This window comes from Gluconobacter sp. NFX36, assembly GCF_049887835.1.
GTDB lineage: Bacteria > Pseudomonadota > Alphaproteobacteria > Acetobacterales > Acetobacteraceae > Gluconobacter > Gluconobacter japonicus_A.
The window spans coordinates 1-20,811 of the sequence record NZ_JAGEKJ010000024.1 but is presented as its reverse complement, the minus strand read 5'-3'; the positions used below and the strand labels follow the sequence as shown (position 1 = coordinate 20,811).

The window sequence follows — 20,811 nt, the reverse complement described above, 5'->3', positions numbered from 1 at the left end:
GCCTGCGATCGCTGTAGTGCTGCTCGCACGGCGTGCGTGGTCGTGGCGCTGCCATGACGTATCTGTCCCATAAGGCTTCCTTCCACTCTCGTGAAAATAATACCCCATCAAAACACGGGACTAAACACCTAGGCGTTGGCGTGGAAATGTGTGCAGATTTCCGACGCGAGCCGTAGGGCTGGTGAGATTCAAAGAATGTTGCTTTTTTTAGGGGGGAGGTGAATGTCCGTTTTTCGATGGATAAACGTCAAAAATGCGATTAAACGACAGTTCCGTTTTCAACTTGCAACGTTGACGTCTCACGGAGTGCGTCAAAGGCTTTCTCGTGTCCATGAGCAGAAATGGAAACTGCTGGGATAATGCAGTGACGGAAAGATTCTTCAAAACCCTGAAAGCAGAACTCTTGTGGCGACAGGCCTTAAGCACACGTCAGGAAGTCGAGCAGGCCATCACTCTTTACATCAACAATTTCTACAACGCGCAGAGGCGGCATTCCGCACTCCAGTGGAAAAGTCCTCTGGATCATGAGCACAACGTTGCTTAACAGATACCCATGGTCCGGAACTAAACCGTGACACGTCCAGTTTATCGCCGGAGGGCCGGCCCGATATGGGGTAGGTTATGCCAGATCCGGAGTTGGTAGGCGTGGTTGAAAATAGGGGTTGCGGAATTATAGTTCCCGATGCGCTCCCAGAACTTCCGACTATCCGTGGGCGTCGAGGCCCCGATATTGCGCGACAGTATCCACGCGCCGACATGGACGTTCAGGCAGTCATCCGCAAGAAGAGCATCACGGCTGATACCAAGGCGCGCCAGTTCGGGTAGATGGATGGAGTTGATCTGAGCGGGACCGATATCGTAGCTGCCGTTGCTGTTTTTGGAAATAGTGCCCCGTTTGCCATTCTCGGTTTTCAGGACCGCCTGAAGCAGAATGACGGGAAGATGATATCGGGAGGCCGCTGCGGTCACACAGCGATTATCGCTGTACGCGACAGGCGCAAGAAGCGGTCGAGACCCGGTCGGCCGAGGCACGAGCCGGGCGCGCGCCATCAGCCATGTTCCGGCGGCGATATTCACGCACATATTGCGCCGGACGGCATCTTCGGAAAAGCCGGAGCTGGCGAGGAGCGGCAGGCTGGCCGGGCTGATGGCCATCGCGCCGACGCCCCGCCGCGTTCGGGTGAAGAGTTGGTGTTCCACCGCGCTCGCCGGAACATGATAGGCTGCGGCCGCCTCTATGGCGCAGGGCGGCAGCGTCACGGCTGGTAGGCCTGCGTGTCGGCGGCAGAGTGTGATATCGGGTCTGCCGGAACATCAGTCATGCGTGCCAGGACACTGTCCGCCGCATCTCCGCAATGTGACGCGCAGTTGGCGACGAGGTGGGCCGTATTGCGTGTGGTGCGAAGGGCCCTGCGCAGGATGACCGCGCCTGTCGGTCCCATGATGTCCTGCAACACGGCCGCGAGGCGCGCGACGTCATCCGGGCTCACGACCTGGAAAGCGGGGTTGCGTATGGCAGCAAGGACCGCATTGCGAAATGCCGCGATATCCGCAAAACGGTCCGCCGGGTTTTTGGCAAGCGCGCGGTCGATTACCTCTGCCAGTGCGGGCGGGAGATCGGGGCTAAGGGTCAGAAGCGGCGCATGGGGATGGCCGACGATTTGTATGACCGTGCGGGTATAGTCGCTGCCCTGAAAGGGAAGGTTCCCGGACAGGAGGAAGTAGAACAGGCATCCTGCCGAGAAAATATTGGAAGACTGTGCCCAAGGCTCCCCGACTGCCTGTTCTGGCGACATGAGTGCTGCGTCCTCCGGACGGGCGAGAGCGGGGTTCAAAAGGTCTCCCACGTCGCCCGGTGTGATGCCGAACTCCAGAATTTTCAGGTCATGGGATGGCGTTACGAAGAAATTTCTGAGCCGGAGATCGGTCAGGTCAAGCTGCTGTCGGTGGGCGGCCTCGAAGGCATCGAGCGCCTGCAGGATCAGGGAAACGGCGATGTCTACGGACATGCCCCGGCGCTCCTCAAGAGGCCGGGCCGTAGCCAGAGGGTCCATGATGATGAAGGCATCATCACCCTCTACGACAAGTCCGTGCGAATTGAGGACGGCAGGATGGCCAAAACCCGAGACCTGCTGGATCTGACGGCTGATGCGCGCGCGATATGCGTCCCTCTCCCTGATGTCGAACTGGCGCAGATCGATCTGGCGGAGGCTGACATCGGCCAGGCTCTGACAGTCGATGGCGTTCAGAAGCACACCACGCTGATCGCGCCGGATGAACGTCGTAACCTGAAAGCGGTGTGGGGTGTCGGACGAAGAGGGCGATTCCGCTGTCATGCTCATGCCGGATATTGACGCAATGCCCCGAGGGCAGAGCCTGTGTGATAACAGTCTCTGGGCAGATGTGCGAGCGCGAACAGGATGCAATCAGGTTGCGGGTGTGCTTTCGTCCGCATCCAGCAGGCGGATAGCCCCGGAATAGCCCCGGTGCAGGCGTGTCATTGCGCGTGACATGTGCACCGCATCTGGATCAGGGTCGTTCAGTACCGGCGCGTCGTCGAAATGGCCCAGACTGAGCGAGACCAGACTTGAGGTGACGATTTCCAGACGGCGAAGGACCGTCAGTTCCACCAGCAGGCAGAGCGCGGCCAGTGTCAAGCACCATAGCACCGACAAGCCGATATCTTCTCCCCAAGACCCGGCGCCCCAGAGTGAATGGGTCAGCAGCGCGAGAACACCCGGTGCGCCCACAAGGCCGAAACGCACGCGCAGGGCCCTCCGCATCGGGGCGGAAGGCGACAGGGAGGACAGAATGCGAGACATCAGCATAACGCGACAGACCAGTTTTGACGGAAGCGGGTGCTGCATGATGGACAAAGAATGCGGTAGCGTCACCCTATCATTAGTCTGGATCATTATCCGGAGTGGGGGTGCTTGACCTCGTTTGACTCCGAATGTTTCTATCGGCTGCGGCCTGGGTAATCCATCCGGTCAGATGGCTTCGCAGAGGATGATGAATTCACGATGACCATGCCCGATATGAGCCTCCGGACACGATCGTCCGCGCGTATACTGGCCCGGATGGGAACCGCAGGCCTGTTTCTGGCGTGCGGACTCGTAGGGGGGTGTGTGTCCACGTCAGACGTCCAGTCCCAGAACGCCTCGCGCGAGCGCAGGGCGGCGCAGGATCCCGAGGCGCTTGCCCGGATTGGCGATGCCGCCGCACGCCAGAACGATATGAAGACAGCGGCTGCTTTTTACGGAAAGGCCGTGGCGCTGAAGCCCGACGATCTCCGTTTTGCCCTGTCCTATGCGGAGGCGCTCGCGTCTTCCGGCAGAGCAGAGGAGGCGATTTCCGCTGTGCGGGGCGCACTCCCGCACATGGCTGAGAATGGGAAGATGCGGCTGACGGTCGTTCTGGCTCGCCTTTTGACGGCCTCGCGTCATAATCAGGACGCGATCGCGCTTTTGCGGCCGGCGATCACGTCCCGGCCCGATGATGCGGCCCTACAGATCGCAATGGGTGTGGCGCTCGATACGGCACAGGATCATGCTGGTGCCCAGACCGCTTATCGCAGAGCTCTTGCGATCGACCCGTCAAGCCTCTCGGCCCAGAATGATCTTGCATTGTCCCAGGCTCTGGCCGGGCATAAAGCCGAGGCTCTCTCCGACCTCCGTCGATTGCGGACACTGGCTGTGGAGCAGGGCGCGTCGGACGCGCAGATTGCAACCATCGATGGCAATATCGCCATCATCTACGCGTTGGAGGGGGACGTTCAGAATGCCCGCCGCTCTGGAACGGGGGCGGCCGCCACGGACAGCGACCGCCGCGAGAATGCCCTCTTCTATTCATTGCTCGCGGCAGGGGGCGGGGGCAGGGACGTCATGCCGTCCACCCCTGCCGACTGACCGGTATTTCCCAGAAGCGCTGCACTCCCTGGCGTCCCTGTCGATCCTCCGCTGCCTCCCCCCGGTCCGGTGATGGAAGAACTGCCTGAAGATTGCTGGCTACCCTTCTCCTGATGCTTCTCCCACAGTTCGACAACCTGCCCGAAGCGGGCGCCGTTTGCGGGCTGAAGCTGTGCAGGATCGACCAGATCTCCAGCGTTATCGAGTTCCTGCCCGAGGGCGCGGGCCTGTGTGCAGGTGCCAAGAGCCGTCATGCTGCCTGAAACATCGCCAAACCACGAGCGTCGGAGCGCTCCCCCGCATTCAGGGAGGACGAGCGTATAGGCGTACAGAACGAACGTCATGGACGGATCGGATGTGTGTCTGATCCGGGCTGCGTTCACACCGGATCGAATCAGCGCCGCCTCCGTCAGGGCCGAAAGCCGCGGGTTTGCGGTATTGATGACCGCATGGATATCGCGGCCCGGCCCCAGAGAGGCGATGGCCTGCCGGATATCGGAATCAGGGCTATAAGCCGAGAGCGAACCCCTATGGACCAGTTGCCTAAGCAGCAGAGGGGGGGAAACCGCTTTCTGGATGGCGGTATTCTCGTTGCACCCCGCGAGAGCGGTGAGGCTGAGGCACAGGACAATGAAAGCTGCGCGTGTCATTGGTAGAGAAAGCCTCCCGCGCCGTGAAGATGAGGCATGCGCTCTGGGTCGGGTGATGTCTGTGTGCTGACGGCGGTTCGGTTGAGCAGTAGGGATTCCAGCGCCGTCGTCGGGCGCACGTAATCGGTTGGAAGTTCGGGAACGCTATCTCCCGGATGCACAACATAGGCCGTGACCACGATGATCAGTTCGCTCTCATTGCGCTGAAAGGATGTGGAGCGGAAAAGCGCACCCAGAACCGGGATGTCTCCAAGGCCCGGAACCTTGGAGATTGCGTTCTGCGCATTATTGGAAATCAGACCGCCAATGGCGAAACTCTGACCTGATGCAAGCTGTATGGTCGTATCAGCACGGTTTGTCCGGATTGCGGGAACGGATGAGCCGTTGGTTCCTGGGAACGAGTAGGCACCGTCATTGGCCGCGGTCGAGATCGTGCTGACTTCCGGGGCGACATGCATGGAAATCGTTCCGTCCGCCAGAACGGTGGGTGTAAAGGCGATGCTGACGCCGAAACTCTGATAGCTGATGCCCACCGTGCCGAAGCCTTGGGGGATGGGAACGGGAAACTGGCCCCCTGAGAGAAAGGTCGCAGGCTCGCCAGACATCGTCGTGAGGTTGGGTTCGGCGAGCATCGTAGCCAGCCCTTCTGACGCCATGGCATCCAGTGTTCCAGTAACGGATCCGTGGCCGTTGGTATAGCTGCCGGAAACGCCGTTCATGCTGCGGGCGGCATCGGTAATGAAACTTGCAGCATTGCCTCCGAGGCCGCCCGTTGCAGCACCGATGGCGAATGACCCGACATTATTGAAAACCGTACTCCAGTCGAAGCCAAGCTCTTGCGAAACGCTGCGCTGCACTTCCGCCACGCGCACGCGGAGGCTCACCTGAACGGGGGCGCCAATCGTCAGGCGATTGAGCACGGCCTTGCCGTCTCCCGCATATTGCCGCGCCAGTTCGCCTAGATGAGCGGCGGCGCGTGCGTCGGGAACGGACCCGCTCAGCACTACGCCCTGGGGAGATTCCTGAACCGTGATATTATGTCCGCCTTCAGCGAGAATGGCGCTTTTCATGGCGCTCATATCGTCATGAACCGTCACGTCGGAAGACAACATCGTCTGGCCGTTACGGTCCAGAATGATGATGGTTGTATGGCCTGGTTTCTTCCCGAACAGAAACAGGGTGTTATGTGCCGTGTATTGAACGTCCATAATTGCAGGGTCGGCGATCATGATATTCGACGTCGCGCGTGGCAAATGGATGATCTGGCCGCCACCCACGCTGATCTCCATCGACCGGGAAGCATGCCATGTGCTTTTCTGAGGGGCGGGCTCCTGGGCCAATGCAACGCCCACCCCCGGACCGAAGACAAGGCCGGACAGGAGAAAAAGGGAACGAAGTGTTCCGGTCGATGATGACAAGAGGAACTCCCGTGTTTCTGGGTTTCCCGGCCGCAGGTTTCGGGGCGGGAAGGACCCGGCGGACCGGACCGCGTTCTGCCGGGATATTGATTTGCGGAACGGCAAGCTAGGTTGTCGCATGGGAAAGGGACGGAATTGCCGATCTGTGCGCGTGAGCCGTATATCCACCGGGGTCGGCGGCCTGCGTTTGGGGGCGCCTAGTTTTGCTTCTGGGGGCCAGCCTGTAGCCGACGCCGCGCACAGCCTCAATGGTGAGCGACGATCTAACGCTGCCGAGCTGACGCCTGATGCGGCTGATGCGCACCTCAAGCGCGTTCGGGCAGCAATCGGCCAGCGCGCCATAGGCGTCGTGCTCCAGCCCCGAACGTGGCACGACCTTTCCCTTGCGGCGGATCAGTGATTCCAGAATGGCCGTCTCGCGCCTCTGGAGTGGCAGGAGGACGTCATTGACGCGCACTTCCCGGCTCTGTAGGCAGAGGGAGAGTTCCTCAAACCGGTAATGCTCCTGCACGGACTCCTGTGGACGCCGGAGAATGGCCCGGATGCGCGCCACCAGCTCGCGGGGATTGACGCTATGGCTCACACAGTCGTCTGCGCCGTTCTCAAGCGCGAAGATACGGTTCTGCTCTTCCGTCGCGATCATGATGACGTAGGGCGTTTTTACGACATCGCGCCAGTCCCTTTCGAGAAGATAGCATCCCTGTTCCTTGTTGCAGAAATACTGATCCACCACGATCAGATCGTAACTGTTGGCGAACAGGGCCTCTCTGGCCTCTGCTGAGGAATGAAAACTGTCCACGCCATATCCTGCGGCATGGATGGTCTGCACGAGGTTCCGGAAGCCGGTTTCCTGTTTGAGCAAGGTCATCAGTCGCATCGTGTCAGCCTTCCCTTATTCTGTGTCATGGCGGGGATTGCATGGTGTCGTGCGCGCACGCGCTGCCAGAAATAATGGTGCATGGTCATCAGGCCTGCGCCGCAGTGGAGATTTCTCCGGCAAGCCCCAAGCTGATCGACCCGATGGGATGGACGGGAAATTCGGTTGCGAGATCCTGATAGGAGAGCACAGGATGATCGAGATCGTTACGTACGAGAAAGCCGCGTACAAAACGGCGTATATCAACAGAGGTAATGACGATCGGTGTCATCTGGGCCGCGTTTTTCGGACGACCCTCGACTGACAGCCGTGTGCGGAACGCTGAGAGCAGACGCTGGGAAACATCCGGATCGAGCGCGAGAAACGAGCCGCCGGACGTGTCCCTGACGGCCTGACGCACAGCCTGTTCGACATCCTGGCCGAGAACGAGGCCCGCCATCGCCTTGTGAGAGCCCGCGTGGCGGTGACAGATCTGCCGGGAAAGAGCCTGCCGGACATATTCCACGAGCATGAGGGAGCGGGTTTCCTTCTCCCCCCACTCCACGAGGGTTTCAAGAATGAGCCGCATGTTTTTCAGTGGCACGCCCTCCTCGACCAGACGTCTCAGAATATCGGCCAGACGCTGGGTCGGGACGATCCGCATGGCCTCGCGCACTAGATCGCCGTAACTGGGCTCGAGACGCAGGACGAGACGGCGAGCTTCCTGAAGGCCTATGAACCGACCAACATGTTTGCGCGCGATCGTTCGGAAGCGGTTCGCGATGATGGCGGGCAGGTCGAGATAGCCGATACCGGCTGCCTTGAGGCGTGTTTCATCGGTCCGTGCAATCCAGAGCGAGGCCCCGCTGTCGGTCAATGGTTCGCCGTTCTGACTGGCTATCCCGGCGAGATCCAGATGAACCGGATCGTCGTGGAGAAGGAGATGATTGGGCAGAGCATCGTGCTCCTCGACCGGAACATCTTCCAGATCGATCGAGAAATGGAAGGCGTCGGTCTCCGCAGTCGATCGGATCGCGGGTTTCGGGCAGACGACGCCAAGATCGCTTTCTACATCCTCGCAGGCGATGGTCAGCAGCCGGTCGAGGCGCGGTCTGTCCATGACACGCATGACGGCGGGTGACAGGGATATGGCCAGAAGGGGGGAGAAACTGTCGGCGACGGCCGTGGCAGCCGTAGATTCCGTCGTGACCGATCGGGCGAATTCTTCCGCTTCCGCGCTTTCGAGGGAGGTTCGGGAAAAACGGCCCCAAAGTTTCTTCCAGTCAGGGCGGCTGCCCAGAAGAAATAGAATCGACAGCCCCAGAAACACGGACTTGGGGAAGCCTGGAATCATCGCCATGATCAGCAGCATGATCGCGGCGACCAGAAGCGCGCGCCGGTCTGCCGTCAACTGTCCGACCATTTCCTTTCCAAGATCCTGCCCGTGGCTGCCTACTCTCGTGACGACAACCGCCGCTGCGATGGACAGGAGCAGTGCGGGGATTTGCGAGATTAGTGCGTCACCAACCGTCAAGAGTGTGTAGGTGTGCATCGCGTCGCTCAGGCTCAGTCCGCGCTGTGCAACCCCAATGCCAATTCCACCCGCCAGATTGACGCCGATGATCACAAGACCCGCGATTGCGTCGCCCTTTACGAATTTGAGCGCGCCGTCCATGGCGCCGTGCAGGGCGCTCTCGCTGGCGAGTTCCTGACGCCGCTTCCGCGCCTCAGTCTGATCGATGTCGCCTGAGCGCAGATCGCTGTCGATGCTCATCTGTTTGCCGGGCATGGCATCGAGCGTAAACCGGGCCCCGACTTCTGCAACGCGCTCCGTACCTTTCGTGACTACGATGAACTGGACCGTCGTGACGATGGCGAAGACAACGAGGCCGACGACAATATTGCCCCCGATCACGAATTCTCCGAACGTGGCGACGATCGTGCCTGCGTCTCCGGACGTAAGGATGAGGCGTGTCACCGTGACTTCCAGAGCCAGGCGGAAAACCGTCGAGACGAGGATCATGCCCGGAAGCGCGGTCAGATCCAGCGGGGAGCGGAGATAGACCGCAACCATCAACAGTAGCGCGGAGAACGCGAGATTGCACCCAATCAGTATGTCAGCCAGCGCGGCGGGCATCGGCATGATCAGCATGGCAACCGTCAGCACCAGCACGGCAACTAGTGCAAGATCCTGGCGTTGAGAGACGAGGCGAAATGCGTTCTGGAAGTTCTTCATAAGGCAAGAGCCCGAACATTCGACTGGGCGAAGACTGAGAAAGCGGTCTGTGCTTCCTTGAGCCGACCGGTTCTGTGAAGGGCCCGTGCGCGCAGGAGAGCATCGCCGGGCTCCTCGGTAGGGCGAAGGCGCCTGATCCTGTCGAGTACGACAAGCGCCAGCTCACCGCGTTTCATCGCGGTGTAGACATGAGCCAGAAGACGTAGGCAGTCGCAGTCATCGGGGTTTTCAGCCGCGACAAGCAACAATAACGGCAGGGCACGTGGCTCGCGATCGCATGACGCATACATATAGGCGAGCGATAGAAGAAGGTCGCGCTGGGCCTGATCCAAGACATCACCCTCCGATGAGACTGTCGCGGTAGCGCATGAGCAGTTCAAGATTGTGCAGCTCGAAAGACAGTGCCTCCAGGCCACCGGGCACGACGGGGCCGAAACTGCTCTGCGCTCGCGCTTCCAGGCGCGTCAGAAGTGTTTTCCGCTGGTCGGATCTGAGAATGCCAGCGCTTTTCAGGTGTGGCATGAGATGGAGGAAAAGCGCGTCCGTCAGCGTCGGAGGCTCTATCCCCTCCGGTGCATGTTGGCGCACCGACAGGGTCTTGTGGAATGCGACGAGGTCAGGTGCGATAGCGGCATCCGGCGTATTGGTCACGACCTCCTCGATTGCATGGTCAAGGCGGATCATGGGTTGGGACGGGATGCGGCTCATGAGAATAACGCTCCTCAAATGGCAATCTGATTAGTAAGTCACGAGAAATTCATCATGTCCATCAAGAACTGAGACTTTATGGTCGGAAATATCAGTAATTTTCTGACCGGATTCCAGAATGGATCCAATATAATATCTCTGCCCTTTTATGGTCACATTTGCCCTTTTTCCCAACCATATACTTTGTATCGGCAAGGACAGTACTTTATTTGGCGATTCTTTGGCGTCGGAAATCCACGTATACTGCTGGCCATAAGATGCGTCAAACCATTGCTCCGCATCCCTGAACGCTGTCAGCCGCTCATGGGGGACTGCGCCGCTCACTGTCACGACGCCACCGGAAACACGGACGGCCAGCCCGAAAAGATCATGGTTGCGAAGTTCGTGGATCACGGACTCTCCAAGATCGTGATCGCTCAGCGTCATGTTCTGTTTCCGCGCTGGAAGATCCGAGACCGCCTCTGATCCTGTCGAAGGCGAAGACGCGGGCTGAGCAGGGCTTGAGGCTGGATGCCAGAAAATCCCTTCCAACAGGACAAGTCCGAGTATGCCTGCGACACATATGACGATGTTTCGTGTCAGGCTTTGAGCACTAAAAAGGGATGGGAGCCGGGAGATGGGGAAAGCGCTGGTATGGCCAGTCTCTGCGGTTGCGGTGTCCGTGATGCTCAGTGGAACGGACGCAATCCTGATATCAATCGGGAGTGCAAAACTATGGCTTTTTCCGCTGTCCAGAACGTGGTCATTGATGATGACACCTTCAGCCAGGGCCGTGCATCTGAATTGTCCGCCTGGAAGTGGGGCGACGGCGAGATGGGATGGCTGGATACCCTCGTCGAGCAGAGTGATGTCCGCATCTGACCCGGAGCCGATCGTTACGGGGCGATCGCCGATTTCACATGTCGCATCCGCGTGTAGGCCGGAAAGAACGTGGAGGGCGAATGAAGGGGCGGAAAGCAGGTGAATTGCCGTTTGTCCCAGAGCAATGGATGGTTGGAAACAGTGGAGAGACCGGAACCAGCAGGCGCTGCTAAGATAGGTTTCTGTCTGTAACTTAATCTTGCTATCAAGAAACTATCGACTTGTGAGGAACCTGCAAGGAAGATTCACTAAATTTTCATAATTCTGATTGGGTCGCGATGGGAACCCCACTGACAAGACGTGTTGACCTTTATCGGGGGGGTATTTTCTGCATCGTAGAGCCACGATAGATCGTCACGCCATCGCTTTGAACTTCGCCCAGTGCGGCAATCGTCTGGTTGACCATGGTGCGGAAGCGGGGTGGCCCGAAGACGGCAATATGTTGCCCGTCAGGCGTGCGACGCACGGGAAAGCGTGCATCGGAAATCTGGCGGGCTTTCAGGGATTTCGTCAGGGTCGGAAACGGCACGCCATCGAGTGCGACATCCTCGGAGACGGTTTCCGACGCAGGCGTTACGAACAGGGTCTGGCCATCGAAATACCAGTCGAGATGGTAGTCCGTGCAGATACGGTTGAGAAATCCACGTGGGGTAGAGGCCGTCAGCCCTTTCCGTACTGGCTGGGTCAGGGACGGATCAGATGAGACGTGCAGATCGATATCCGCGCCGAACTGGTCCAGAGCCTGAATGACGCTGCCCTGAAGCATCGTGAACTGCCCCGTTTCGGGAAGGTAGAGCGGGGCTGCCCGGAGTGGCTGTGACAGAGCGATCACTGTCAGCCCCACATGGACGGTGGTTTTCGCAAGCGCCCACACAGAGGACCTAGTCGCCCTGTTGTTCGGGGAATTGACCTGAAGACCGTCACCTGTCGGCGTCATGGCAAATGCAAATCCTCAATCGGCGACGCCGGGCAGACGTGATGCTTTCGTGTTTGGATGCATTAGGGGGACGGTTTGGTCAACCGATACAATTGTCGCCGGGACGAGGTAGGGTGCAGAGCTGGTCAGGTTGAAGTCAGGATATGATGCGAGGTCTGGGGCAGCACGAGACTGGCGAAGGTCGACACGAAAAAGGGAGAAGGACGATGTCTGGATTGGCCGGAATTGCCGCCGTCGCTGCCAGTCAGGCTGCGTCTGCCACGCCCTCGCTTACAGCCCCTGCGCCGGCTGGGGCGTTTCATCAGGCTGATTTCGCCGCGTTTCACGATACGGCACGGACGCAGCTTGCTTTTTCCGAAGCCATTCCTGCATCTCCCATAAGTCAGATCGTTCCCGTACAGTCGGGGCCGACACTGGGCGACCGTATTCTCGATAGCCTGAGTCGTATTGGCAGCAGCTTCGGCCGGCTCGATGCTCTCGCTCCGCAGGGGCTAGCGCCGGACCGTGCGGGATCAGCGATATCGGCTCAGACGCTGTATGACAAAAATGGCGTGACGACGGGTATGGATACGGGCGGTGGGATTTCGCATCCCTCCGCAAAACATGATGTCCTGGCGGCTCATCATGCGGGTGCCCGTTCGGCAACAGATCCCGAAAGCCTACTCGGGCGGATCCAGCAGCAGGGCGAACAGCTCTATAATGAGTCGATTTCACGTCAGATCGCACTGACGAATGCCGAGTTCGAAACGCATGTCATCACCGTGGCGTCACAGAATATGGCCAGCACGCTTAAAAGTCTGCTGAGTCAGGGTGGATGATGGGAGTGAGGTGGGTCTCTGCTTCTCTGCTGATCCTGTGTCTTGGGCTGACGGCGTGCCAGTCCGAACTTTATACCGGGCTATCCGAACGGGATGCGATGCAGATGGTTGCCATTCTGCTTCAGCACGGGATCTCTGCTGACCGCGTGATCAGCAAGGATGGAAGCAGTGCGATTGAGGTGTCCAGCAGCCGGATTGCCGATGCGGTCAATGTCCTGAAGGCGGCGCATTATCCGCGGAATGAATATGCGAGCATGGACAAGGTTTTCCAGCAGCAGGGGCTTATTAGTTCTCCTGCGGCGGAACGTGCCAAGCTTTATTTTGGGATCAGTCAGGAGCTTGACCGCACTCTGAATGATATTGATGGCGTCGTGGATGCGCGGGTTCATATTGCGGCGTCAGCCAGTGACCCTGTGACAGGTGTGGAAAAACCGGCCACGGCCGCCGTTGTCCTGCGTTACGACGAAGGAAGCAGCGCCGGGACGCTGATCCCGAAGATCAAGCAGCTCGTCGCCAACGCCGTGCAGGATTTGAGCTATGACCGAGTTTCGGTCATTTTGATTCCTGTTCAATCACAGAATATCCCGCTCACGCCCGCTGGCCCCGGTCCTCTTGCAGTAACAGGATGGGTTCTGGCTGTATTCTGGCCGTCGCTTGCGGGAGGGTGGTATCTCTGGAGGCGCTTTCGTGGAAAGAGGTTTACCTCCAGAACGACGCAGGTTGCCGTGGTTTCCGACAGGGCCGCATGAGCAGGGCGAACGCGACCGAAACACTTGTCGACCTTCATCCGTCCCATTTCCAGCGCGCGATGCCGATGCTGCGGCGCGAGACGGTGGAACGGATCCAGCGGTGTGACCGTCTGGCGCATCGTCTGGCAAAACTCATAGACTATCGCATTGACCGCCCGGAACAGGCCGCGTCGGATTTCGACGTTCTGGCGTACCGTCCGCGCTTTGAGGTGGAAGTGGCAGGACGGCATATGGGGGCTCTGATCTTCGGTCGGGCTCTGGCCCGATATGTCGATACGGCGTCAATAGCCGTCCTGAACCGGGAAGTAGGCACTTCGGCGCGTATGTTCGGGATCCGACATTCCGTCCAGATTGTTTCGCCCATTGTGCTGCCGACTATTGAGGGAGGCGCGGAAGAGCTGGCTTCTGCGATCAATGACTGGGGGTGGCGTTGCTTGGTGCGATGGCGCGATCAGGTGTCACCGACCTGTCAGAAAGCAGCTACACTACGTCTGCCCGCTGTGGGGCTGCCGGATGCTGCGCCTGAGACAAGCGATGCCATCATCCGGCACGTTATCGCGACTTTCTTCGCTCCCGCAAACGTCAAGGAAGATGAAGCATTAGAGGAGAGTGGTATATGACCGAATTCGCCACGCTCTCCCCCGAACAGCGTATCCTGAACCCTGAAGAGATGACCCTGTGGTGTGAGGCGCAGGCAGCTTATCGGAGCGCTCTGGCGGACGCCAGTCGGCTGAGGGGCACTGCCAGAGCCGCTTACGACGCAGAAAAGCAGCGTGGTCTGGAGGAGGGCCGTGCGCAAGCGCGTGTGGAAATGGCGCAGCAGATCATGTCATCTGCCCAAGCCGCGTCGCAGGTGCTGCAAAATCTTGAGTGCAGCCTGCCGGAGATCGTCGCGGATATCGTGGCTGACATGCTCGGGCGCGTGGATATCAGCGATGTCCTGCCACTGGCAATCGAACATGGCTTGTCACGCATCCGGCGCGGGACGGTAGCACAGCTTCGGATTGCCCCGGACTGTGTCGCGCCTCTGGCGGAGTTCATGCCCCTTCTTCAGGACAGCGACAGTGGCGTGCACATCGAGGTGGACGCAGGTCTGGCGTCCGGCCGGTGTGTTCTGGAGAGCGAGTTCGGCGTGTCTGAGCTCGGCATCGCCGACCAGACGCGTCTTCTGCGCGAGCGTCTTGCGGCGCAGTGGGATCAGCTGGCCGATCTGGCGGACACGCCGGGGCACGGATCATGACATCACGGCCAGCGCTGTCGGACACTGAAGTCACATCGGTACAGCAGGATATCTCGCTGCTAGCAGCCTTGTCGTCCGCCTATTCCACCTTGGCCTCTACAGAGGATTCAGGGCGAAGTATTATAGCGGAGAACCCACGACCTTTTATACCGGAAGAGCCAGTCAGGCCGGTCGGACCGGATGAGCATCCGCCTGAAGGCGCCGTTGCGGGTATTTCGATCAGGCGTGACGGACAGTCGGGCGGTAGCCAGGGCGACGATTCCGGGGAGACAGGGCCGAATATGGCGGGTGGTGCGTCTGTAACAAGCCCGTGCGGTGAGCATGACATATCGGTCCCGCCCTCGCGTGATGGTCTCGTCGGGACGCGGAGCCTGAAGCGGCTGCGAGCGGTGCCGGAAGGCCCCGATTTTGGCGAGTCTGCTTCTCCTGAGATAGTGCGGACTGACGAAAGCGCGCAACGACGGATCGGGGAGCCGCCTTCGCGAGGGAGCAGTCGTGGGTTTTCGAACGGCGATTCCGGCATGCCCGATCTTGGGGAAGGGAGGGGTGACGGCAAAGACCCGGGGCATGTCGTCGAGCGGATGCGGCACCTGCTTCCACTGTTGCGCTCCAAGGCGGCATCGCTGGAATCCCATCCGGTTCAGGGGCGGGTCGTTGCTGCAACCGGAACGATCATCCGCGCGATTTTGCCCAATGTCGCGGTTGGTGATCTCTGCCTCCTGCGGGACCGCAAGCGGGACTGGAGTATGAACGCTGAAGTTGTGGGGCTGGCCGGGCGTGAGGTCCTTCTGGCACCGATGGGCAATCTGGAGGGCATTTCCGCTGAGACGGAGGTTCTTCCGACGGGTGGGCGGCGTCAGTTCCCGGTCGGGCAGCGTGTTCTGGGTCGCGTTCTGGATGCGCTCGGAGCGCCCATGGACGGTAAAGGACCACTCCCGTCCGGCCCCAGCGCCCCGATTACAGCCAGTCCGCCCGATGCAATGCGACGCAGAATGATCGACCGTCCTCTGCCGATCGGCCTTCGCGCGATCGACAGCGTCCTGACCTGTGGGGAGGGGCAGCGTCTGGGGATCTATGGTGAGGCAGGGGGCGGAAAGTCCACGCTGATGGCCTCCATCGTCAAGGGAAGCGATGCGGATGTCACGGTTGTCGCGCTGGTCGGGGAGCGTGGCCGTGAGGTTCGGGAATTCATAGAGCATAACCTCGGGCCTGATGGGCTGGCCCGTTCGGTCGTCGTGGTGGCAACGTCGGACAGGCCGGCGGCGGAACGTGTGGCCTGTGCACAGGCTGCGACCGCGATTGCGGAGCATTTTCGCGATCTGGGGCTCAAGGTCCTTCTGTTCGTCGATAACGTTACGCGCTTTGCACGTGCCCTGCGCGAGATTGGTCTTGCCGCCGGCGAGCCGCCGACCCGACGGGGCTTTCCACCGTCCGTTTTTACGGCTCTTCCCAAGCTCATGGAGCGGGCGGGAATGGGAGAGCGGGGTTCCATCACTGCCTTTTACGCCGTTCTTGTGGAAGACGGGCAGAGCGATCCAATCGCGGAAGAAACACGCGGGATTTTAGATGGGCATATCATCCTTTCCCGCGCGCTTGCGGCGTCGGGGCATTATCCGGCAATCGACATTCTGAGCAGCCGGTCGCGTGTGATGAGCCTCGTGACGTCTGCGGAGCATCAGGTTCGAGCCGATCGGCTCAGGGCGCTCTGGGCGCGCTATCAGGATGTCGCGTTCCTGTTGCAGGTTGGAGAATACAAGCCCGGTGGTGATCCGCTGGCCGATGAAGCCATTGAAAAAATCGATGAGATGAGGGGGTTGCTGCGGCAGGGCAACGAGGAGCGGACAACATTTGCGGAGATGACGGAATGGATGACCCGACTGTTGGGCTGATGACGGTCATTCCCGTTCCGATGGCGCAGAAACTCTTGCGCCTGCGCGAGTTGCGCGCGGCACAGGCCAGAAAGACCGCTCTGTTACGCACCCAGGAGGCTCATGCCGGGTGGGAGGACGTAAAACGCAGCCAGACCGTTCTTGACAGCCACCGTGAGCACTGGCGTGCGGTGGAGGCGGAAGGTACGGCACGCATGAACCGTCCGTTGGAGCATGGTACGGTCAGTCCGCAGGCCCTGCGGGACAGGCACGATCATCTGGGGGCGCTGGCAGATCGAGCCATTGCGCTCCAGAAGGATGTGGGTTTGCGGGCTGACATGGCCAGAAAGCAGGACGAGGCTGCCGCGCTCGCATGGCGGGCGCACCGGGAGTTCGACCAGCGTTGCGGTCATGCTGCACGCCTGCTCGACAAAGCCCGGAACGCAGAGAGGCGCGAACAGGAAGCGTTGGACGAACAGGAACTGGAGGATCTGGCTCTGATGCGGCATGCCGCCCGGGATTTCGAGGGGTCATGAGCCGGAAAGATACCGTACGCCCGTACAGGGCGCCCACGCTTGCGTATTCTCCTGCCGTTTCGGAGTTTTTCGGTCGGTACCCGCTCAAAATTCCGGTTGAACCGGATATCTGGAGTGTCGCGTTCCTGCCCCCGTTTTCGCCGGGGGAAGACTGGCTCTGTCTGCAATTGAAGATCGGCGCGCAGGAAGGGCAATGCCTGTTGCCACGCGGTCTGTTGCGAATGATCCTGCGTCTGGCCGAGCCTCAGCCGCGCGCGCCCCTAAACAGCGATATCGCTATTCTTCTTGTCGAGATGGTGTTTAACGAAGCTCTGATGGATTTCGAGACGCGACTGGGCTGCACACTGTCCATCCTGCGCTTCGATAGTTGTGCCAGACCGGTCGAATTCGAGGAGGCCGTTTCTGGGCAATCGCCACTGCGTGTGGGGTTCAGGGTCTCATTTGGTGCGCAAGAGGTGTTCGACGGGCTGCTTCATCTTGCGCAGGAAACGTTTTCGGCGCTCAGGCCGCATTTTCCGGCTCTGATCCGCACGTTCGAGGCGCCGCCGGTGGCGGTCAGCCTTCGTGTTGGGGGCATGTCTCTTTCCGTGGCAGAGGTGCGTGCGCTCAGGCCGGGCTGCGGGATTGTCATCGGCCCAACTGCCCGGCGGAGCGTGGCGCTCGTGGCCGGAGAGGCGCTGGCGACCCTGGCGGTTCACGATGGGTACAGGATCGTTATACAGGGTGGTTGGCAGGATATTGCACAATTTTCTTTACCGGAATGGATCGGACACATGACAGACGGATCGGCCGCCCCACCTCTCTTTTCCTCGCCCGAAGCAGAGCAGTTTCCGGAAACCGAAGTTCCTGAAGTGCAGTTCGATACCGTTCAGGTGCCGCTGAGTTTCGAGATCGGACGCAGGGTTTTTACTCTTGGCGAGTTGCAGGAAATCGGTGAGGGGCATGTTATCGAAATCGGCTCCCTGAGTGACCAGAAAGTATCGGTGCTGGCGCATGGGCGGCGCATCGGAGAGGGCGAACTGGTGGAAGTCGGAGCCGCACTGGCTGTCCGGCTGACACGGATCAACGCCTGATGCAGGGGGCAGGAGCAATGATGGGAAGCGGGTTCGCGTCCACAAATCTCGTCACCGCGCTGATTTTGACGCTGGCATTCGCACTTCTGACGCTGGCGGTGATTTCCACAACTTCTTTCGTCAAGATTTCAGTCGTCCTGTTCCTGCTGCGCACCGCGCTCGGGATTCAGCAGTCCCCCCCGAACGTGGTGCTTTATTCGATTGCCCTGATCCTGACGCTCTTCATTTCCGCCCCGATGGGTAAGGAAGTTTATCAAAATGTCACGGATGCAGGCCTGAAATACGAGAGCATCAGTGATTACGTGCAGGCTTACGAAGTTGCCCAGGCCCCGGTGGCCCAGCATCTCATGCGCTTTACCCAGCCACGCGAGCGGGCATTCTTCGTCAATTCGGCGCAACGGCTCTGGCCGGAAGACATGCGGGCCACTCTCGCGCCCGACTCTCTTCCGGTCCTGTTGCCGGCCTATCTGACCGGGGAGCTCAAAAGAGCTTTCGAGATCGGGTTTCTTATCTATCTGCCTTTCATTGTGATCGATCTCGTCGTCACGACGATCCTCATTGCCATGGGATTGTCACAGGTGCAGCCAAACACGATTTCTGTTCCGCTCAAACTGCTCCTGTTCGTTCTGGCTGGTGGGTGGACACGGCTGCTGCATGGTCTGGTGCTGAGTTATGCATGATGGAAGGGAGGTTTGCCGATGGATGACGGAGGACTGACGCAGCAGCTTTCAGCCGCGCTTTTCCTGTTCGCCTCGATTGCAGGACCACCGCTGTTAATCGCTACGGTGATCGGTATTGCAATTGGAATACTGCAGGCGGTGACGCAGCTTCAGGATCAGACAATGCCACTGACGTTCAAGGTCGTAGCGGTCTGCGCCACACTTCTGCTCATGGGCGGGACACTCCTGCCGCCTCTGCTGACGTTTACGGAGCATATTTTCGACGATTTCCCCGTGATGACGCGCAGCTGACGATGCCGGCGGCACATTTCACGACCAGTCTGATGCCGCTGATGTCCGCGGTTGCGATTGCGATGGGGCGGCCTGCGGGTGCGGCTCTGGTTCTTCCAGTTTTCACGCGGGCGCAACTGGGAGGCGTCGTGCGGGGGGCTTTCGCGTTCGTCGTAGGGCTGCCGGTAATTCCCGGACTCTACAGAGACCTGCAGCAGACGTCCCTCAACCTGCCTTCGCTGGCTTTGATTGGCGCGCGCGAGATGATGATTGGCGTCATCATCGGTTTCCTTGCAGGATTGCCGATATGGACCGTGCAGAGCGCGGGGGAGTGGCTTGATACCCAGAGAAGCGCGACACAGGGACAGGCTTCCGAACCCGATGGGGAGCAGGAGTCGCTGTCGGCCTCGCTGCTGGCGATGACGACTGTCGCGCTGTACGTCATTGGTAACGGGCTCGGGTTTCTCGATCAGGCTATCGTGGATTCAGAGATTGCATGGCCTCCTCTGGTTCTCGGTCTGACCCCACAGCCCGGTTTTGCGACGACCGCGCTGGGTCTGCTCGACCGTTTTGAAATCCTGTCCATGAAAATCGCGGTGCCGGTCATTCTGGCCATGCTGCTGTGTGACGGGTGCATCATTCTGTTGATGCGCGCGATCCCTAAACTTCATCTTTACGATCTCGCGCCCACCCTCAGGAATCTGGCCTTCACGTTGATGATGTGTGGATACGCTTCCTGGCTCGTCGTTTATGCGCGCAGGGACATTCTGGATATGTCCATTATGCATGATCTCGGAGGGTTGCTGGCACCATGAGTGGCAGCAGCGAAGAGCGGAACCTTCCGGCATCCGCCAAAAAACTGACGGATGAGCGCAGAAAGGGTCGCCTTGCCAAGGCCCCCGACATGCAATCCGCCATGATCTCGATCGTTCTGATCGGCTGGGTGCTGACGGGCGCCTCGTCTATTTCTGCACGGCTCGGGAGACTCTTTGCAGTGGCGGGCGCGGCTACGACCCTTCCTTTTGATGAAGCAGTGCGCGATATGTCGGGCGCGATAAAAGGCGCATTGCTTCATTGCGCGCTTGTGCCGCTACTTCTGGCTATCGGGGCAGCATTGTTCGCGGGTCTGTTGATCAATCGCGGATTCATTTTCTCTATCGATCCGCTGATGCCGAAACTGGAGAAGCTCAATCCGATCGGTGGTTTGAAGAACATGTTCAAGCCGAAGAATTTCGTTGATCTGGCGCTCTCGATTTTGAAGGTCCTTGTATTCGGAGGGGCGCTTGCAGCGATCGTCCTGCACGAAGTGAACGATCTAATCCGTATACCGGAAATGGCTCCAACAGAGTGGCCGAAAATTCTCTCGGCGTTGGTGGTACCGATGATGCTGGGTGCGTGTGCTTTTTATCTGGCGACTGGTATCGCCGATCTGATGATCCAGAAGCGTTTTTTTATGCATGAAATGCGCATGACCCAGACAGAGTTGAAAAACGAGCGGAAGGAAACGCAGGGTAATCCGCAGATCAAGATGCAGCGGGTGAGAATTGCCAACGAAAACCGCCGTTCCCCCGCGAAACTTGGCCCCAAGCAGGCAACGCTGATGATTTGTCAGGAGGGCGTAACGATCGGAATACGCTACAAGCCGGGAGATACGCCTGTGCCGCGCGTGGTGTGCATCGGGCAGGGGGGCGCTGCCGAGAAATATCGGACGATAGCGCGCGAGCAGGGCGTTCCCATGTGCTGGAACCGCGAACTGGCGGGTGATCTGAAAAAGAATTTCAGGCCAGGCATGACTATAACGCAGGCTTTTTTCAATTCCGTTGCGCATGCGATCCAGAATACGTCCGTGTGATGCGGAAGAGTATGTTCTTGGCCTTAGGCTCAGGACTCATAGCCAGAAGATGACGGTTGCAGCGAGGCAGATGGCTGAGAAGAAGACATTTGGGCATCTGTCATAGCGTGTTGCGACCCGCCGCCAGTCTTTGAGCCTCCCGAACATAATC

General features: G+C 59.4%; 25 protein-coding genes and 1 pseudogene. 14 read left to right on the top strand and 12 right to left on the bottom strand.

Annotated elements, in window-relative coordinates; translation table 11 throughout:
* The first annotated feature begins 364 nt into the window (after positions 1-364).
* Positions 365-544, top strand: coding sequence for an IS3 family transposase (locus J4P41_RS14765; protein ID WP_426067716.1), 180 nt, complete (start codon positions 365-367; stop codon positions 542-544).
* Positions 545-585: 41 nt separating this feature from the next.
* On the opposite strand, the gene J4P41_RS14760 is transcribed toward J4P41_RS14765, so the two are convergent.
* From J4P41_RS14760 to J4P41_RS14750, 3 genes are all read right to left on the bottom strand, one after another.
* On the bottom strand, positions 586-1,260 hold the full coding sequence (locus J4P41_RS14760) for a transglycosylase SLT domain-containing protein (protein ID WP_426067715.1): 675 nt from the start codon (positions 1,258-1,260) through the stop codon (positions 586-588).
* A complete protein-coding gene (locus tag J4P41_RS14755; RefSeq protein WP_426067714.1) occupies positions 1,257-2,336 on the bottom strand; it encodes a protein kinase domain-containing protein in 1,080 nt (359 codons plus the stop codon). The genes J4P41_RS14760 and J4P41_RS14755 overlap by 4 nt, the downstream gene beginning before the upstream one ends.
* Before the next feature lie 90 nt (positions 2,337-2,426).
* Positions 2,427-2,915, bottom strand: coding sequence for a hypothetical protein (locus J4P41_RS14750; protein WP_426067713.1), 489 nt, complete (start codon positions 2,913-2,915; stop codon positions 2,427-2,429).
* Positions 2,916-3,023: 108 nt separating this feature from the next.
* Between J4P41_RS14750 and J4P41_RS14745 the strand changes: the two genes are divergently transcribed.
* On the top strand, positions 3,024-3,908 hold the full coding sequence (locus J4P41_RS14745) for a tetratricopeptide repeat protein (RefSeq protein WP_426067711.1): 885 nt from the start codon (positions 3,024-3,026) through the stop codon (positions 3,906-3,908).
* Here the strand turns inward: J4P41_RS14745 and J4P41_RS14740 are convergent.
* The 7 genes from J4P41_RS14740 to J4P41_RS14710 all read right to left on the bottom strand — a co-directional run bounded on the left by J4P41_RS14740 (position 3,845) and on the right by J4P41_RS14710 (position 10,202).
* The gene (locus J4P41_RS14740) at positions 3,845-4,558 is read right to left on the bottom strand and encodes a hypothetical protein (RefSeq protein WP_426067710.1); all 714 of its coding nucleotides are present in this window, start codon (positions 4,556-4,558) and stop codon (positions 3,845-3,847) included. The genes J4P41_RS14745 and J4P41_RS14740 overlap by 64 nt on opposite strands.
* The gene (locus J4P41_RS14735) at positions 4,555-5,976 is read right to left on the bottom strand and encodes a type II and III secretion system protein family protein (RefSeq protein WP_426067709.1); all 1,422 of its coding nucleotides are present in this window, start codon (positions 5,974-5,976) and stop codon (positions 4,555-4,557) included. Before J4P41_RS14735 ends, J4P41_RS14740 begins: the two co-directional genes overlap by 4 nt.
* 106 nt (positions 5,977-6,082) lie before the next feature.
* The gene (locus J4P41_RS14730; RefSeq protein ID WP_426067708.1) at positions 6,083-6,853 is read right to left on the bottom strand and encodes a response regulator transcription factor; all 771 of its coding nucleotides are present in this window, start codon (positions 6,851-6,853) and stop codon (positions 6,083-6,085) included.
* A gap of 88 nt (positions 6,854-6,941) precedes the next feature.
* Entirely contained in the window at positions 6,942-9,068 is a 2,127-nt protein-coding gene (sctV, locus tag J4P41_RS14725) for a type III secretion system export apparatus subunit SctV (protein ID WP_426067707.1), read from the bottom strand.
* Positions 9,065-9,400 (bottom strand): hypothetical protein, encoded by a 336-nt coding sequence (locus tag J4P41_RS14720; RefSeq protein ID WP_426067706.1) that lies wholly within the window; start codon positions 9,398-9,400, stop codon positions 9,065-9,067. The genes sctV and J4P41_RS14720 overlap by 4 nt, the downstream gene beginning before the upstream one ends.
* Before the next feature lie 4 nt (positions 9,401-9,404).
* On the bottom strand, positions 9,405-9,776 hold the full coding sequence (locus J4P41_RS14715; protein WP_215762996.1) for a hypothetical protein: 372 nt from the start codon (positions 9,774-9,776) through the stop codon (positions 9,405-9,407).
* 30 nt (positions 9,777-9,806) lie between these two features.
* Entirely contained in the window at positions 9,807-10,202 is a 396-nt protein-coding gene (locus tag J4P41_RS14710) for a SctD/MshK family protein (RefSeq protein ID WP_426067705.1), read from the bottom strand.
* 84 nt (positions 10,203-10,286) lie between these two features.
* Between J4P41_RS14710 and J4P41_RS14705 the strand changes: the two genes are divergently transcribed.
* On the top strand, positions 10,287-10,637 hold the full coding sequence (locus tag J4P41_RS14705) for a hypothetical protein (RefSeq protein WP_426067704.1): 351 nt from the start codon (positions 10,287-10,289) through the stop codon (positions 10,635-10,637).
* A gap of 310 nt (positions 10,638-10,947) precedes the next feature.
* Here J4P41_RS14705 and J4P41_RS14700 read toward each other — a convergent pair whose 3' ends face one another.
* Positions 10,948-11,574, bottom strand: coding sequence for a hypothetical protein (locus J4P41_RS14700; RefSeq protein WP_426067703.1), 627 nt, complete (start codon positions 11,572-11,574; stop codon positions 10,948-10,950).
* Between the two features lie 206 nt (positions 11,575-11,780).
* Between J4P41_RS14700 and J4P41_RS14695 the strand changes: the two genes are divergently transcribed.
* From J4P41_RS14695 to J4P41_RS14645, 11 genes are read left to right on the top strand one after another with little or no spacing between them, the layout of a single operon-like run.
* Positions 11,781-12,392, top strand: coding sequence for a hypothetical protein (locus tag J4P41_RS14695; protein WP_426067702.1), 612 nt, complete (start codon positions 11,781-11,783; stop codon positions 12,390-12,392).
* 5 nt (positions 12,393-12,397) lie between these two features.
* A complete protein-coding gene (gene sctJ / locus J4P41_RS14690) occupies positions 12,398-13,141 on the top strand; it encodes a type III secretion system inner membrane ring lipoprotein SctJ (RefSeq protein WP_167347199.1) in 744 nt (247 codons plus the stop codon).
* On the top strand, positions 13,138-13,761 hold the full coding sequence (locus J4P41_RS14685; RefSeq protein WP_010505134.1) for a hypothetical protein: 624 nt from the start codon (positions 13,138-13,140) through the stop codon (positions 13,759-13,761). The genes sctJ and J4P41_RS14685 overlap by 4 nt, the downstream gene beginning before the upstream one ends.
* Positions 13,758-14,381, top strand: a complete 624-nt coding sequence (sctL, locus tag J4P41_RS14680) for a type III secretion system stator protein SctL (protein ID WP_426067700.1) — start codon at positions 13,758-13,760, stop codon at positions 14,379-14,381. The genes J4P41_RS14685 and sctL overlap by 4 nt, the downstream gene beginning before the upstream one ends.
* Positions 14,378-16,270, top strand: a complete 1,893-nt coding sequence (locus tag J4P41_RS14675; protein WP_426067699.1) for a FliI/YscN family ATPase — start codon at positions 14,378-14,380, stop codon at positions 16,268-16,270. The genes sctL and J4P41_RS14675 overlap by 4 nt, the downstream gene beginning before the upstream one ends.
* Entirely contained in the window at positions 16,246-16,785 is a 540-nt protein-coding gene (locus J4P41_RS14670) for a hypothetical protein (RefSeq protein WP_062502739.1), read from the top strand. Before J4P41_RS14675 ends, J4P41_RS14670 begins: the two co-directional genes overlap by 25 nt.
* Positions 16,782-17,858: a FliM/FliN family flagellar motor switch protein gene (locus J4P41_RS14665; RefSeq protein WP_426067698.1), complete on the top strand. Its 1,077-nt coding sequence runs from the start codon at positions 16,782-16,784 to the stop codon at positions 17,856-17,858. Before J4P41_RS14670 ends, J4P41_RS14665 begins: the two co-directional genes overlap by 4 nt.
* A complete protein-coding gene (gene sctR, locus J4P41_RS14660) occupies positions 17,858-18,538 on the top strand; it encodes a type III secretion system export apparatus subunit SctR (protein ID WP_426067697.1) in 681 nt (226 codons plus the stop codon). The genes J4P41_RS14665 and sctR overlap by 1 nt, the downstream gene beginning before the upstream one ends.
* Before the next feature lie 18 nt (positions 18,539-18,556).
* On the top strand, positions 18,557-18,829 hold the full coding sequence (locus J4P41_RS14655) for an EscS/YscS/HrcS family type III secretion system export apparatus protein (protein ID WP_010505123.1): 273 nt from the start codon (positions 18,557-18,559) through the stop codon (positions 18,827-18,829).
* A 2-nt stretch (positions 18,830-18,831) separates the two neighbouring features.
* Positions 18,832-19,623: an EscT/YscT/HrcT family type III secretion system export apparatus protein gene (locus tag J4P41_RS14650; protein ID WP_426067696.1), complete on the top strand. Its 792-nt coding sequence runs from the start codon at positions 18,832-18,834 to the stop codon at positions 19,621-19,623.
* A complete protein-coding gene (locus J4P41_RS14645) occupies positions 19,620-20,660 on the top strand; it encodes an EscU/YscU/HrcU family type III secretion system export apparatus switch protein (RefSeq protein ID WP_426067695.1) in 1,041 nt (346 codons plus the stop codon). The genes J4P41_RS14650 and J4P41_RS14645 overlap by 4 nt, the downstream gene beginning before the upstream one ends.
* Positions 20,661-20,696: 36 nt before the next feature.
* On the opposite strand, the pseudogene J4P41_RS14640 reads toward J4P41_RS14645, so the two are convergent.
* Positions 20,697-20,811, bottom strand: a pseudogene (locus tag J4P41_RS14640) (IS5/IS1182 family transposase); the annotation flags it as partial.

What these genes read in the sequence shown, in the direction of transcription:
- J4P41_RS14700 (WP_426067703.1), bottom strand. Translation starts at nt 11,574, where the DNA reads ATGACGCCGACAGGTGACGGTCTTCAGGTCAATTCCCCGAACAACAGG.
- J4P41_RS14685 (WP_010505134.1), top strand. Translation starts at nt 13,138, where the DNA reads ATGAGCAGGGCGAACGCGACCGAAACACTTGTCGACCTTCATCCGTCC.
- J4P41_RS14730 (WP_426067708.1), bottom strand. Translation starts at nt 6,853, where the DNA reads ATGCGACTGATGACCTTGCTCAAACAGGAAACCGGCTTCCGGAACCTC.
- J4P41_RS14715 (WP_215762996.1), bottom strand. Translation starts at nt 9,776, where the DNA reads ATGAGCCGCATCCCGTCCCAACCCATGATCCGCCTTGACCATGCAATC.
- J4P41_RS14710 (WP_426067705.1), bottom strand. Translation starts at nt 10,202, where the DNA reads ATGACGCTGAGCGATCACGATCTTGGAGAGTCCGTGATCCACGAACTT.
- sctR (WP_426067697.1), top strand. Translation starts at nt 17,858, where the DNA reads ATGCAGGGGGCAGGAGCAATGATGGGAAGCGGGTTCGCGTCCACAAAT.
- J4P41_RS14670 (WP_062502739.1), top strand. Translation starts at nt 16,246, where the DNA reads ATGGATGACCCGACTGTTGGGCTGATGACGGTCATTCCCGTTCCGATG.
- sctL (WP_426067700.1), top strand. Translation starts at nt 13,758, where the DNA reads ATGACCGAATTCGCCACGCTCTCCCCCGAACAGCGTATCCTGAACCCT.
- J4P41_RS14650 (WP_426067696.1), top strand. Translation starts at nt 18,832, where the DNA reads ATGCCGGCGGCACATTTCACGACCAGTCTGATGCCGCTGATGTCCGCG.
- J4P41_RS14750 (WP_426067713.1), bottom strand. Translation starts at nt 2,915, where the DNA reads ATGATCCAGACTAATGATAGGGTGACGCTACCGCATTCTTTGTCCATC.
- J4P41_RS14645 (WP_426067695.1), top strand. Translation starts at nt 19,620, where the DNA reads ATGAGTGGCAGCAGCGAAGAGCGGAACCTTCCGGCATCCGCCAAAAAA.
- J4P41_RS14740 (WP_426067710.1), bottom strand. Translation starts at nt 4,558, where the DNA reads ATGACACGCGCAGCTTTCATTGTCCTGTGCCTCAGCCTCACCGCTCTC.
- J4P41_RS14755 (WP_426067714.1), bottom strand. Translation starts at nt 2,336, where the DNA reads ATGACAGCGGAATCGCCCTCTTCGTCCGACACCCCACACCGCTTTCAG.
- J4P41_RS14745 (WP_426067711.1), top strand. Translation starts at nt 3,024, where the DNA reads ATGACCATGCCCGATATGAGCCTCCGGACACGATCGTCCGCGCGTATA.
- J4P41_RS14665 (WP_426067698.1), top strand. Translation starts at nt 16,782, where the DNA reads ATGAGCCGGAAAGATACCGTACGCCCGTACAGGGCGCCCACGCTTGCG.
- sctV (WP_426067707.1), bottom strand. Translation starts at nt 9,068, where the DNA reads ATGAAGAACTTCCAGAACGCATTTCGCCTCGTCTCTCAACGCCAGGAT.
- J4P41_RS14675 (WP_426067699.1), top strand. Translation starts at nt 14,378, where the DNA reads ATGACATCACGGCCAGCGCTGTCGGACACTGAAGTCACATCGGTACAG.
- J4P41_RS14655 (WP_010505123.1), top strand. Translation starts at nt 18,557, where the DNA reads ATGGATGACGGAGGACTGACGCAGCAGCTTTCAGCCGCGCTTTTCCTG.
- J4P41_RS14695 (WP_426067702.1), top strand. Translation starts at nt 11,781, where the DNA reads ATGTCTGGATTGGCCGGAATTGCCGCCGTCGCTGCCAGTCAGGCTGCG.
- J4P41_RS14705 (WP_426067704.1), top strand. Translation starts at nt 10,287, where the DNA reads ATGCCAGAAAATCCCTTCCAACAGGACAAGTCCGAGTATGCCTGCGAC.